Here is a 13,456-nt window from a genome sequence, read left to right as displayed (position 1 = left end):
GATGCGACGGTGGCTTCCAGCGCTGGTGCTGGCTGGCGTCACGACGATGCTGCTGCTGACCGGCTGCACGCCGGCCCGGGGCGCGGACGGTGATCTCACCGACGACTGGCCGACGCTGCGGGTGCCCAAGCCGTTCACCCCCGCCACCGACACCTGCCTGCCGCGGATCGCCACCGTCGTGCAGGCCAGCACGTACGAGACGGTGGACTGCGCGCGCAACCACCTGGCCGAGACCATCCACGTCGGCACCTTCGTCGGCCCCGACGCGCTGACCGAGACCCGACCGGAGCCCGGATCGTCGGCGCTGCGCACGGCCCGCGCCGAATGCGACCAGCGGGCCCGCGAGGTGCTCGGCGGTGACTGGCACACCGCCCGCCTCGCGCTGTCCCTCGCGCTGCCGTCCGCGCCCGCCTGGGCCGGTGGCGCCCGCTGGTTCCGCTGCGACCTCAGCGAGACGGGCAGCATCGACAACACCCGCCCGGTGAACCGCACCGGCAGCCTGCGTGGGGCGTTGATCGGCGACGCGCCCCTGACGCACCGGTGTTTCGACCCGAAGCTGATCGGCGACAACCTCAACTACATGGCGCCGGTGCTCTGCACCGAGCCGCACCGCGCCGAGTTCGTCGGTGTCTACCAGGAGCGGGACATCAGCTGGGCGGAGTTCACCAAATCCGCCGAGCAGGCGCACCAGCGCTGCATGGCGTTGATCGCCGAGTACGCGGCGGTGCCCAACAACAGCGAGCTGCCGTACCGGGCCGGGTCCATCTACTACCCACCCTCGCAGCGGGAGTGGGAGGAGGGCGACCGTGGCGTGCGCTGTTTCCTGTGGAGCGACGACCGCAAACTCACCCGCTCGATGCGCGGCGTCGGCCCCGAGGGACTGCCCGCGATCTGAGCATCGGTGCCGTATGCTGCTGCGCCGTGGCGCTACCGACCGGTTGGGTCCGGTCGGGGGCCACCGGCGGCGGGAGGTCGGGATGCGACGGTGGTTGGCGGCGTTGGCCGGAGGCGGGGCGCTGGCCCTGGCGCTGGCCGGGTGCGGCGCACCCGCCGGAGTCGACAGTGACCTCACCGACGACTGGCCGGCGCCCGTCGCGGCGCAACAGTTCGTCCCCGCCGCCGACGTCTGCCACCAGAGCTCCCAGCAGGTCGGCTTCCTGACCGGCTACAACCCGACGCCGTGCGCCGAGGCGCACCGGGTGGAGACCATGCACGTCGGCACCCTCACCGGCCCGGGCGCCGACGGCGGCGCGCCCCCGCAGCCCGGCTCGGCCGGCATGCGGGCCGCGCAGGCCGGGTGCGACACCGCGGTCAACAAGGCGGTCGGCGCCGACTGGCGTTCCGGGCGGCTCGGCCTGACCGTCGTGCTGCCGTCGCCGCAGGCCTGGTCGGGCGGGGCCCGCTGGTACCGCTGCGACGTCACCGAGATCGCCAGCATCGACGACACCGCCGTCGACCTGCGCACCGGCAGCCTCCGGGGCGCGTTGTCCGGCGCGGCCCCGCTGGCGTACCGCTGCTTCAACCCGAAGATGGTCAAGGACGACATCGACGAGATGGTGCCGGTCTCCTGCACCGCCAAGCACCACGCCGAGTTCGTCGGCGTCTGGCAGGCCCCGGACGTCAGCTACGCCAAGTTCACCAGCGACGTCAAGCGGACCCACCGGGCCTGCCAGACGATGATCGCCAAGTACGCCAAGGTTCCGGACAACTCCCAGCTGGACTTCCGCGCCGGGACGATCTACTACCAGCCGTACGAGGAGGAGTGGCGCAACGGCAACCGGGGCGTGCAGTGCTTCCTCTGGATCTCCGACCGGAACCTGACCCGGTCGATGAAGAACGCCGGCACCAAGGGCCTTCCGGTCACCTAGGCCACACGGCGTCCGGCCGGTCGGGTGACCGGCCGGACGTGTGGGTCGGATCAGCCCCGGCGCAGGACGGCGAGGAACATCGCGTCGGTGCCGTGGCGGTGTGGCCACAGCTGCACGGTCGGCCCGTCGCCGAGACCGGGCATGCCGGCCGGCAACAGCGGCCGGGCGTCCACGAAGTCCACCGGAACCCCGCTGCGGCGGGCCGCCTCGGTCACCGTCACGTGCGTCTCGACGGTGTGCGGCGAGCAGGTGACGTAGGCGACCAGGCCGCCCGGGCGGACCGCCCGCAGCGCCGCGCCGAGCAACTCCCGTTGCAGCCGGGTCAGCGGCGGCAGGTCGGACGGCTGGCGACGCCAGCGCGACTCCGGCCGACGACGCAGCGAGCCCAGCCCCGTGCACGGCGCGTCCACCAGCACCCGGTCGAAGTGCTGCTCCGGCACCTTCGGGTCGCTGCCGACATCCCGGCCGTCCATGGTCAGCACGGCCACCGGCAGGTCCCGGGTGGCCAGCGAGACCAGCCGGGCGCGGTGCTCGGCCACCTCCACCGCTGTCACCCGGGCACCCCGCTGCGCCGCCAGGGCACCCAGCAGCCCGGCCTTGCCGCCCGGGCCGGCGCACAGGTCCAGCCACCGGCCGTCCGGGCCGTCCAACGGAGCGGCGGCCAGCGCGGCGGCCACCAACTGCGAACCCTCGTCCTGGACGTGGGCGCGGCCGTCGGCCACCGCCGGGATGTCACCCGGCGCGCCGCCGGGCAGATAGACGGCGTACGGCGAGAAGGCGCCGGGCGCGCCGCCGACCTGGTCGGCCAGCTCGATCGGGTCGATCAGGCCGGGCCGGGCGCACAGGTGCACCGGCGGGCGCTCATTGTCCTCGATCAGGAGGCGGGCCGTCTCCCCCAGGTCGCCGCCGAGCGCCTCGGAGAAGGCCCGCACGATCCACTGCGGATGGCTGTACGCCAACGCGAGGTGCCCGACCGGGTCGGTCTCCATCGGTGGGGCGAGCTTCGCCACCCAGGCGTCCGCGTCCCGGCTGGACACCTCACGCAGCACCGCGTTGGCGAAGCCGGTGGCCCCCGGTGCGACCGAACGGACCAGGTCCACCGTGGACGAGACAGCGGCGTGCGCCGGCACCCGGGTGTGCAGCAGTTGGTACGCCCCGAGCCGCAACGCGTCACGGACCGGCGGGTCGATCCGGGCCACGTCCCGGCCGGCCGCGTCGGTCAGGATCGCGTCCAGCGTGCCCAGGTTGCGCAGGGTGCCGTAGGTCAGCTCGGTGGCGAAGGCCGCGTCCCGACCGAACAGCCCCTCCTCGCGCAGGATGGTCGGCAGCACCAGGTTGGCGAACGCGTCGTCGCGGTGCACCGCCGCCACCGCCTCGTACGCGGCGCGACGCGGCCGGTCCAGTGGTGGTCGGGTCGGGCGGCGGTCCCCGCCCCGGCCGGCCGACGGGCCGGAGCGCGTCGGGCGGGTTCCCTCCGGTGCCGTCACGCGAAATCCTCTCCAGCGCCGACCCGGACGCCGCGCGCCCAGTCGGTCGCGCCCATGGCCCGCTTGCCCGCGGCGCGGACCTCACCGAGACGCACCGGCACTGTCGCCGTACCGACCAGCACCCGGGACTTCTCCACCAGCAACTGCCCCGGCTTCAGCTCGGGGCCGTCCGGCACCGGAACGACCGGGCCGAGCTTCACCCGCTCGTCGCGGAACGTGGTCCAGCCACCCGGCGCGGGCGTGCAGGCCCGGATCCGGCGGTCCACGGCGAAGGCCGGGTCGCCCCAGCGCACCCGGGCGTCGTCCACTGTCAGCTTCGGCGCCAGCGACACCCCGTCGGCGGGCTGCGGCTCGGCCCGCGCGGTGCCGTCGGCGATCGCGTCGAGCACCGCGACCAGCAGCCCGGCGCCGGAGTCGGCGAGCCGCTCCAACAGGTCACCCGAGGTGTCGGCGGGGCGGATCTCGTCGGTCAGCGTGCCGTAGACCGGCCCGGTGTCCAGGCCCTCCTCCAACTGGAAGACGCTGGCACCGGTCAGCTCGTCACCGTGCAGCACGGCGTGCTGCACCGGCGCCGCGCCGCGCCACGCGGGCAGCAGCGAGAAGTGCAGGTTGATCCACCCGTGCCGGGGGATCTCCAGGGCCGCCGGCGGCACCAGCGCGCCGTAGGCGACCACCGGCACGCAGTCCGGCTCCAGCTCGCGCAGCCGGGCGAGGAACTCCGGGTCGCGGGGGCGGGCCGGGGTGAGCACCTCGACGCCGTGCTCGTCGGCCCACACGCCGACCGGGGAGCGGGACAGACCGCGGCCACGCCCGGCGGGCGCGTCGGGTCGGGTGACCACGGCGACCAGCTCGTGCCGGGAGGCGGCGACGGCGGCCAGGGCGGGCACGGCGACGGCCGGCGTACCGGCGAAGATCACGCGCATCCGGGTCAGCGCCCCAGACCGAAGGGGTCGCTGATGTGCGGGCTGAGCTTGACCGTAGGCGGGGCCGCCGCGTCGTACCACTCGGCCTGGCGGATCGCCTTCATGGCCTCCTTGCGCCCCTCCGGGTCCAGTCGGTCCAGGAAGAGCACCCCGTCGAGGTGGTCGGTCTCGTGCTGCACGCAGCGCGCCATCAGACCGGTCCCGACGATCTGCACCGGGTCGCCGAACGAGCTGAAGCCCTTGGCGACCACGTTCTGCCGGCGCTTGGTGTCGAAGTACAGCCCGGGGATCGACAGGCAGCCCTCGGGGCCGTCCTGTTCCTCCTCGTCGGGGAACTCCAGCACCGGGTTGATCAGGTGCCCGAGGACGTCGTCGACGTCGAAGGTGAACACCCGCAGGCTCACACCGAGCTGCGGCGCGGCCAGGCCGGCGCCGTTCTGCTCACGCATCGTGTCGGTGAGGTCGGCGACGAGCCGACGGAGCTCGGCGTCGAAGTCGACCACCGGATCGGCCGGCGTGCGCAGCACCGGATCCCCAAACAGACGGATGGGCTGGACGGTCACGCGGGACGGCTCCTTCTTCGGGGTGGACGAGCGGTGCCGTACCAGTCTACGGAGTGCCCGGCCGGACTCCGGGCGGCGCACCTCGATCAACCACCGCCGGTGTGCCCAGCGTCACCGCCGGGTTGCCCGGACCAACAGCTCACGCACCCGCTCGGCGTCCGGATGGCCGAGATCGTCGAGGATGCCCAGGGCCCGCCGCCAGGTGCGCGCGGCACCGGCCGTGTCCCCCACCGCCTGGCGGCTCTCGCCGAGCCGGGACAGGGTGTCCGCCTCGTCGTAGCGGTCGCTGACCCGCCGGTACAGCCCGAGCGCCCGCTGGAAGCAGTCGATCGCCGCCCGGTGCTCGCCGAGCCGGGCGTGGATGAAGCCGAGGCTGTCCCAGGTGTTCGCCTCACCGTGCCGGTCGCCGGTCGTGCGCAGCAGCGCCAACGCCTCCCGGCAGTGGCTGAGCGCCGGCGGGTACCGGCCGAGCTGGGCGTACGCCCACCCCACCGCGTTGCGGGCGCTGGCCTCCCCGGCGACGTGGCCGGCGCTGCGGTACAGCGCCAGGGCGCGCTCGCTCTGCTCCAGCGACTCGGCGTGCCGCCCGAGCCCGTCGAGCATCGCGCCGAAGGCCCGGTGGGTGCGCGCCTGCCCGGTGTGGTCACCGAGCTCGGCGAAGATCGTCAGGGCCTGGCGGTAGTTCCTCGCCGCCTCGTTCACCCGACCCAGCCGGGACAGCACCCGGGCGAGGTCGCGGTGGGCGTTCGCCTGCCCGGGTCGGTCGCCGCTGCGCTGCGCCCCGGCCAGGGCGTTGCGCTGGGCCACGGCCAGGTCCGGCCACCGCCCCCGACGTTGCAGGAAGTCCACGAGTGTCCAGGCCAGCTGCCAGGCGTGGCCGTCGAACCCGGTCCGCCTCGCGTGGGCCACCGCCGCGAGCAGCACCGGGTACTCGGCGGTGAACCAGGCGAGCGCCGCAGCGAGGTCGCTGATCTCCTCGGGCACCACGCCCGGCGCCGCGGCGGCGAGGGTGACCGGATCACGGCCCGGTTGCAGCAGCAGTGCCGCCGCGTGCGCGGTGTACAGGTAGTGGTCCAGCTCTCGCCGGATCGCGGCCCGCCGGGCCGGCGCCGGTTCGAGCCGTTCGACCTGCTCGGCCGCGTACGCCCGGAGCAGGTCGTGCGCGCCGAACCGGCCGGGAGCGTGCTCGGTGACGAGGTGGGCGTGGGCCAGCTCCGCCAGCAGTCGGGGCACCTGGTCCCGGGGCAGTCCGGCCAGGCTGGCCGCCGCCGCGAACCCGATGTCCGGTCCGGGGTGGCAGCCGATGAGCCGGAACAGCCGCGCCGCCGCCGGGGTGAGGCTCCGGTACGACCAGGAGAAGACGGCCTGCACGTCGGTGCCGGCGTCCCCACCGTCGAACGAGTCGAGTGGTCGCGGTGCCGCCCGCAGCTCGGCGGCGAGCACGGCCAGTGGGAACTCCGTCTTCTCCGCGCCTCTCGCGGCGAGCACCGCCAGCGCCAGCGGCAGCCGGGCGCACCGTTCGATGATCTCGTCCACCGCCTGTGGCTCGGCCGCCAACCGGTCCGCGCCGAGCCGCCGGGCCAACAGTTGCCAGGCCTCGGCGGTGCTGAGCAGGTCGACGCCGATCGGCCGGGCACCGTCGGCGGCGATCAGGCCGGCGAGCCGGTTGCGGCTGGTGACCAGGACCAGGCAGCTCGGGCTGCCGACCAGCAGGGGCCGGACCTGGTCGGCGTCGCGGGCGTTGTCCAGCAGCACCAGCATCCGGCGGCCCGCGAGCAGGCTGCGGTAGAGGCCCACCTGCGCGGGCAGGTGGGTGGGGATGCGTTCGGGCGGAACCTCGAGGGCCTCCAGGAAGCCCCGGACCACCTCGACGGCCGTCACCACCGTCCCGGTGGAGTCGAACCCGCGCAGGTCGACGTAGAGCTGACCGTCCGGGAAGCGATCGGCGACCCGGTGTGCCCAGTTGACGGCGAGGGTCGTCTTGCCGACCCCGGCGGTGCCGGACAACGTCAGGACGGTGACCGGGGCCACGGCGTCGTCGCCGCCCGCCACGGTCCCGGCGCACTCGGCATCGAGCTGCGCGAGCTGCGTCGCGCGTCCGACGAACCCGGGCAGCGCCGGGGGCAGTTGGCGGGGCACCGGGAACCGGGGGGACGTCGTTGCGGTGCGCGGGCCGCCGGCCCTGGCCCGGACGACCGACCGGCCGGTGGCGGCGTGCTCCCGGTTCGGGCGTCGGCGGCACTCCTCGATCCGGTCCCGCGCGGTGGCCAGCACCCCCTGCTCGGCGGGGGTCGCCCCGAGCAGTCGGATGAGGACGTCGAACCGCTCCGGCGGCGGCAGGATGTTGCCGGCGAAGTACTCCCCGATGATCCCGCGTGACCAGCCGGTCTTCGCTGCCAGCTGCCGGTACGTCAGCAGGGTCTCGCCCTGCTGCCGCGCCTCGCGCCGACGCAGCTGGCGCAGCACCCCGGCCAACTCCGGCAGGGTCTGCGCCTCGGCTGCGGCACGGGCCAGCTCGAACGCCCCCGGCGACCCATGTGACGTCTGATGAAGACCGGAAGGTACCCACTGGTCAGACATGCGCCCCCCACCCCCGGTCGTCCGGCCCCCCGGATACGCACGGGCAGGGTAATTCCGCCCACTCGCCGATCGATAGACAGTTGCCAATCTATGACAGTTCCACTGCGGACCGTCACCGGCCGGCGCCGTCCAGCGGTGTCCAGTCCCGTCCAGGATCCGCCCCGCGACGCGGACGCCGGTGCCACCGTCCTGGTGCGGGCACGGCCCGCTCCACGACCCCTGGGGGAAGAGGTACCCGATGATCCGTCCACACCCGACCACCCGACGCCCGGTGGCGCTGCTGCGTCGCGTCGCCGTCACCGCGATCGGTCTCACGCTGCTCGCCGCGGGCCTGACCACCACCCCGGCCGCCGCCGCACCGGGCGGCAAGGCCACCACCGCCGGATCCTTCGTCGACAGCACACCGGTGCCCGGCGGCTTCGCCTCCTGGTCGGAGCTGCTCCGGTTGCAGCAGCGCATGAACACCGCCGCCGACCGGATCACGAAGGTGGCCGAACGCAGCCCGAACTCCGGCTTCGCCGGCATCGTCGCCGACCCCACCACCCGCCACCTCCAGGTCTACTGGAAGGGCGAGCCGCCGGCGAGCCTGGTGGCCACCGCCCGGGCCACCGTCGCCACCAAGGTGCTGCCCGCCGCGTACTCGCAGCGGGAACTCCTCGCCGCCGCCGATCGGCTGCGGGCCAAGGCCGGAAACGAGATCACCACGGTCGGGCCGCGCGCCGACGGCGCCGGCCTGCTCGTCGGCACCCAGGACGGGCTGCTCGGCGCGACGGCCATGGCCGGCGTGCCGGTGACCGTGCAGACCAGGGTCGCCGCCGCACCCGCGACCCGGTGGGACGACACCGCGCCGTGGTGGGGCGGCGCCGCCTGGCGCAACGCCACCACCGGCGGCGGCTGCTCCACCGGCTTCGGGGTCTTCCAGGGCGGGTCCGCGCGGATCCTCTCCGCCGCACACTGCGGCAACATCAACAACGCCGCGACCGACCCGACCGGGCAGTCGATGGGCATCGTCGGCACCCGCAACGCCGGCACCGACACCCTGCTGTTGTCGGGCAGCTCGGGTGGCCGGGTCTTCAACAACAGCACCGACGCGAACGGCAACGTGGTCAGTGAGTTCAGCAACCAGGTGATCGGCGCGTCGGCCAGCCAGGTCGGCAACTGGGTGTGCACCTCCGGCGCGTACTCCGGCACCCGCTGCTCGATCCAGGTAAAGGCCCGCAACCTCTGCATCAACGTGCGCGACTTCGGTCAGGTCTGCGGCCAGGTCCAGGCGGAGAACACCGCCCGCACCAACGCCGTCGGTCAGGGCGACAGCGGTGGCCCGGTGGAGATCGTGAACGCGGCCAACACGCTCCAGGTCTGGGCGACCGGCACCAACACCGCCATCGACGACACCTTCACGTCGACGGCCTGCACCGGCTACCGCCCCACCGGCCGGGTCTGCGCCTGGCGGTTCTACTACGAGGACATCTTCTCCGGCATGGCCGGCGTCGGCGCCTCGGGCGTCGTCCTCGGCTGAGCCGTCTCGGCGACCGCCGAACGACTCGGTGGCCGGGCCGGCGCGCGTACCCCGCGCGTCGGCCCGGCCGTACGCCGGGTCAGACGCTGGCGCCGGGGTCCCCCGCGAGCACCGCGTCGCCACGGAGCAGCGCGGGCTCGGGCAGCGGCAGTTGGATCTTGTGAGCCGACTCCCAGTCGTAGATCAGGCCGGGGCGCACCTGGGCGGCGAAGTAGTCGATCGCCGTCATCCCACCCACCACCGGCTCGTCGACCTCGGCGACCAACTGGGCCGGGACCAGGGAGAACCCGTTCTGCAGCGCGGCGCTGAGGCGGCGGTGACCGTCGACGACGAAGAAGTACTCACCGGTGAACCCGATCCTCAGCGGTTCGAGGGCCTCGTCGCCCGCCTCGGCCACCCCACCGACGAAGTCGGTGTCCCACAGACCCCGCAGGGTGGCGATGTCCTCGGTCGGGTAGACCCGGGCCGGGTCCAGCAGCAGCAGCGGCGGCGCGTCCCGCAGCACCTCGGCGCCGAGGGTGCCCTCGTACGCGGCCACGATGTGCTCGATCACCTCGGCGGCGGACGCCCGGGTGGTGTCGCAGATCAGGTCATAGTTGCGCAGCCGGGCCTTGTCCACCCCGTACCGGATGATGAACCGGCTCCGCTCGCTCGCGCTGCGCTCACGGAGCTTGGCCTTGGCCTCCTCCAGGGAGGCGTAGCTCTCCGCCGGCCCGGACGGCCGGGCGAGCACCCGGCGGGCCGCCTCACCCGGCTCGGTGATCATGTGCACCTTGAGCGCGTCGGTGAAGAAGTGCCAGGCCAACCGGGAGTCCATGATGAGGCGCTCACCGGAGGCGGCGATGTCCCGCTGGAGCTGGTCGACGTAGCCGTCGACGGCCTGGTCCAGCTCGGCGTGCAGGTTGAGCTGCAGCGCGGTCATCTGCCGCTGCTGCGCCATCTCCCGGTAGAGGTCCCCCACGCTGACCCGGCGCATGCCGAGCCGCTTGGCGATCTCGACCGACACGGTGCTCTTGCCGCTGCCGAGGTCGCCGTTGAAGACGATCGATTGTCCAACGGTCACGACTGGTCCACCCCTGATCACCGGCTCATTGACATCATCGACCTCGCGCCCGACGGACGCGTTCCCGCCATCGTCGCGCCATCCCGCGGCGACTCCAGCTCGGCGCGGCTGACGCCCCCTCGCGACCTGGAGCCCGTCGTACGCCTCGGCATGACGGGCGATGCTACCACTCGGCCGCCACCCGTTTGCCGGACGCGGTGTGCGAGGGCACCCCCGGCGGGCCAGCTCCCCCACCGCCGGCACCGGCCGAAACTGCTCAGAACAGGCTCAGCGGATCGACCTGGAGACGAACCGGATCGGCGGCCTTGCGGGCGGCCCGCGCGCCAGCCGCCGAGTGCAACGCCTCCGCGAGCGCGCCAGCCCGGGCCCGGGGCACCCGGACCAGCATCCGCTCCCGACCCTCCTCGGCCGGCACCGGCCCGAGCACCTCGGCGTCCTCGGGCAGCCGGGCCGCGGTGAGCAGGTCCGCCACCGCCTCGGCCGGGCCGGTGACACTCGCCATCCGGACGGCCGGTGGGAAACCCAACTCCCGGCGCTCGGCCAACTCCCGGCCGGCGAACCAGCCGGCGTCCCAGCGCAGCAGCGCCTGCACGGGGGCGAGCGCGCCGTCGGCGACCACCACCACCCGACCGGCCGGCGCCGGACGGGCCAGCGCCGCCGCCGCCAGCCAGCGGCGCAGCGCCTCCTCACCGGCGCGCAGGTCGGCCCGGGTCAGCAGGGCCCACGAGTCGAGCAGCAGCACCGCGCCGTAGCCGCCCTCGGCGACCGGCTCGGCGCCCGGCGTGGCCACCACCAAGGCGGCGCCACCGGGCACGTCGGTCAGCACCTCCTCGCGCCCCGAGGTGCGCACCGGGACGCCGGGGAACGCCCGGCCCAGCTCCTCGGCGGTGCGCCGGGCGCCGGTGACCGCGGCCCGCAGCCGCCGCCCACCGCACTGCGGGCAGGCGTACGCGGCCGCCACCCGGGCGCACCACCGGCAGGCCGGGGTGCCGCCGGCAGCGGGCAGCGCGAGCGGGCCGGCGCAGTGCACGCAGCGGGCCGGAGTGCGGCACTCGGCGCAGGAGATCGACGGCAGGTAGCCACGGCGGGGCACCTGCACCAGCACCGGCAGGTCCTGGCGGAGCGCGTCGCGGGCGGCCGTCCAGGCCAGGCTGGGCAGTCGGGCGGTGGCCGCCCCGGGGTCACGGGCCAGTTGGGGATCGTCCCCGGTCGGCGCGATGGCCGGGACCCGCGCCCGCACGGTGCTCCGGTCGGCGACCACCTCCCGCGCCCAACCGGTCTCCACCAGCAGCTGCCCCTCGGCCGTGCGGGCGTAGCCGCCGACCAGCGCGCCGGCCTCGGCGAGATGGACGCGGGTGAGCAGCACGTCGCGGGCGTGCGGGTAGGGCGCCCGGGGCTCGGAGTGCAGGTCGTCACCGTCGTCCCAGATGGCGACGAGGCCGAGCCGGGCCACCGGGGCGAACATCGCCGCCCGGGTGCCGATCACCACCGGCACCTGGCCCCGGCGAGCGGCGAGGAACGCCCGGTACCGCCGGGCCGGGCCGAGGGCCGCGGATAGGCTGACGTGCCGCCCCGGGCCGAGCACCGTGGTGAGCGCGGCGTCGAGTCGGTCGAGGTCCCGCGCGTCGGGCACCACGACCACCGCGCCGCGCCCACCGGCGACGGTGGCCGCCACCGCGTCGGCGTAGCGGGCCGCCCAGTCCTCGCCGGGCAACGCCGACCAGACCGCGCGGGGCGCCCGCCCGTCGGCGAGCGCGCGCAGCATAGCCGGGCCGGTCGGGTAGTCACGCCACCCGCGCGGGTCGACCGCCCTGGTGGGGGCGGCCGGGGTGGGCTGCTCGTCGCGGGGCTCCTTCTCCACCCGCGCGTGCCGGGGTGGCACGGCGAGCCGGAGCACGTCGGCGAGGCTGCCCGCGTAACGGTCGGCGACCGCCCGCGCCAGCCGGGCGATCTCGGGGGCCAGCACCGGCTCCGGCGAGACCACCTTCTCCAGGTACGCGAGGCGGCCGGTGTGCCCGGAGTCGTCGGCGCGCGACAGCAGCCACCCGTCGACGAGTTGCCCGGCGAAGCGCACCTTCACCCGGGTACCGGGCACCGCCACCTCGTCCAGCTCCGCCGGCACCAGGTAGTCGAACGGCCGGTCCAGGTGCGCCAGGCCGACATCCACGCAGACGCGCGCGACCGGCGACCCATCCGCGGGTCGCCGGTCGCTGCGCTTGGTGGTGGTCAGGCTCCCGCGGCCGACTTGAGGTCGGCGGCCCGGTCGGTGCTCTCCCAGGTCAGGTCCGGCAACTCCCGGCCGAAGTGGCCGTACGCGGCGGTCTGCTGGTAGATCGGGCGGAGCAGGTTGAGGTCCCGGATGATCGCGGCCGGACGCAGGTCGAACACCTCGCCGACGGCCTTCTCGATCGAGGCGACGGGCACGGTCTCGGTGCCGAACGTCTCGATGAAGAGGCTCACCGGGTGCGCCTTGCCGATGGCGTAGGCGACCTGCGCCTCGCACCGCTCGGCCAGACCGGCGGCGACCACGTTCTTGGCCACCCAGCGCATCGCGTACGCGGCCGACCGGTCCACCTTGGACGGGTCCTTGCCGGAGAACGCGCCACCACCGTGGCGGGCGTACCCGCCGTAGGTGTCGACGATGATCTTGCGCCCGGTCAGCCCGGCGTCACCCATCGGGCCGCCGATCTCGAACCGGCCGGTCGGGTTGACCAGCAGCCGGTAGCCGTCGGTGTCCAGACCGAGGCTCTCCAGCTCCGGGGCGATCACGTGGTCGCGAACGTCGGGGGTGAGCAGCGAGTCCAACGAGATGTCGGCGGCGTGCTGGCTGGACACGACAACGGTGTTCAGCCGGACCGGGCGCAGCCCCTCGTACTCGATGGTGACCTGGGTCTTGCCGTCCGGCCGCAGGTACGGGATCGTGCCGTCCTTGCGCACCGCCGAGAGGCGACGGGCCAGCCGGTGGGCGAGCGCGATCGGCAGCGGCATCAGCTCGGGCGTCTCCGAGCAGGCGAAGCCGAACATCATGCCCTGGTCGCCGGCGCCCTGCGCGTCCAGCGCACTCTCCGACGCCCCGGTCCGCAGCTCGAAGGCGTTGTCCACGCCCTGCGCGATGTCCTCGGACTGCGCGCCGATGGAGACGCTGACGCCGCAGGAGGCGCCGTCGAAGCCCTTCTTCGACGAGTCGTAGCCGATGTCGAGGATGGTCCGGCGGACGATCGTCGGGATGTCGGCGTACGCCTTGGTGGTCACCTCACCGGCGATGTGCACCTGACCGGTGGTGATCATGGTCTCCACCGCCACGCGGCTGTGGGGGTCCTCGGTCAGCAGCGCGTCGAGGATGCCATCGCTGATCTGGTCAGCGATCTTGTCCGGGTGGCCTTCCGTGACCGATTCGGACGTGAAGAGACGGCGTGTCACGGCACTCCTAAGCGTGTGAGGTCGTTCCGCGGC

At 74.3% G+C, this 13,456-nt stretch carries 10 protein-coding genes; 3 read left to right on the top strand and 7 right to left on the bottom strand.

The features are described 5' to 3' along the window. The first annotated feature begins 1 nt into the window (after nt 1). Together QCZ28_RS22925 and QCZ28_RS22920 are read left to right on the top strand one after the other, a co-directional pair. On the top strand, nt 2-895 hold the full coding sequence (locus tag QCZ28_RS22925; protein WP_279518571.1) for a septum formation family protein: 894 nt from the start codon (nt 2-4) through the stop codon (nt 893-895). 82 nt (nt 896-977) lie between these two features. Next, a complete protein-coding gene (locus QCZ28_RS22920; protein WP_279518570.1) occupies nt 978-1,868 on the top strand; it encodes a septum formation family protein in 891 nt (296 codons plus the stop codon). Nucleotides 1,869-1,918: 50 nt separating this feature from the next. On the opposite strand, the gene QCZ28_RS22915 is transcribed toward QCZ28_RS22920, so the two are convergent. The 4 genes from QCZ28_RS22915 to QCZ28_RS22900 form a co-directional block, all read right to left on the bottom strand. Then, nucleotides 1,919-3,355 (bottom strand): transcription antitermination factor NusB, encoded by a 1,437-nt coding sequence (locus QCZ28_RS22915; RefSeq protein WP_279518569.1) that lies wholly within the window; start codon nt 3,353-3,355, stop codon nt 1,919-1,921. Continuing rightward, nucleotides 3,352-4,278 (bottom strand): methionyl-tRNA formyltransferase, encoded by a 927-nt coding sequence (gene fmt, locus QCZ28_RS22910; protein ID WP_279518568.1) that lies wholly within the window; start codon nt 4,276-4,278, stop codon nt 3,352-3,354. The genes QCZ28_RS22915 and fmt overlap by 4 nt, the downstream gene beginning before the upstream one ends. 5 nt (nt 4,279-4,283) lie before the next feature. Then, on the bottom strand, nt 4,284-4,841 hold the full coding sequence (gene def / locus QCZ28_RS22905) for a peptide deformylase (RefSeq protein ID WP_030335682.1): 558 nt from the start codon (nt 4,839-4,841) through the stop codon (nt 4,284-4,286). 111 nt (nt 4,842-4,952) lie between these two features. Further along, the gene (locus QCZ28_RS22900; protein WP_279518567.1) at nt 4,953-7,421 is read right to left on the bottom strand and encodes a helix-turn-helix domain-containing protein; all 2,469 of its coding nucleotides are present in this window, start codon (nt 7,419-7,421) and stop codon (nt 4,953-4,955) included. 238 nt (nt 7,422-7,659) lie between these two features. Between QCZ28_RS22900 and QCZ28_RS22895 the strand changes: the two genes are divergently transcribed. Further along, on the top strand, nt 7,660-8,940 hold the full coding sequence (locus QCZ28_RS22895; RefSeq protein ID WP_279518566.1) for a hypothetical protein: 1,281 nt from the start codon (nt 7,660-7,662) through the stop codon (nt 8,938-8,940). A 79-nt stretch (nt 8,941-9,019) separates the two neighbouring features. Here the strand turns inward: QCZ28_RS22895 and QCZ28_RS22890 are convergent, their stop codons facing one another. The 3 genes from QCZ28_RS22890 to metK all read right to left on the bottom strand — a co-directional run bounded on the left by QCZ28_RS22890 (nt 9,020) and on the right by metK (nt 13,423). After that, the gene (locus tag QCZ28_RS22890; RefSeq protein ID WP_279518565.1) at nt 9,020-10,003 is read right to left on the bottom strand and encodes an AAA family ATPase; all 984 of its coding nucleotides are present in this window, start codon (nt 10,001-10,003) and stop codon (nt 9,020-9,022) included. A 256-nt stretch (nt 10,004-10,259) separates the two neighbouring features. After that, the gene (locus QCZ28_RS22885; RefSeq protein ID WP_347815125.1) at nt 10,260-12,170 is read right to left on the bottom strand and encodes a primosomal protein N'; all 1,911 of its coding nucleotides are present in this window, start codon (nt 12,168-12,170) and stop codon (nt 10,260-10,262) included. A gap of 59 nt (nt 12,171-12,229) precedes the next feature. Then, the gene (gene metK / locus QCZ28_RS22880) at nt 12,230-13,423 is read right to left on the bottom strand and encodes a methionine adenosyltransferase (RefSeq protein ID WP_030335671.1); all 1,194 of its coding nucleotides are present in this window, start codon (nt 13,421-13,423) and stop codon (nt 12,230-12,232) included. Nucleotides 13,424-13,456 lie beyond the last annotated feature (33 nt).

Source organism: Micromonospora sp. DH14 (genome assembly GCF_029809455.1).
In the GTDB taxonomy this organism is placed as follows: domain Bacteria; phylum Actinomycetota; class Actinomycetes; order Mycobacteriales; family Micromonosporaceae; genus Micromonospora; species Micromonospora parva.
This window is presented reverse-complemented; position numbering and strand designations above follow the sequence as displayed.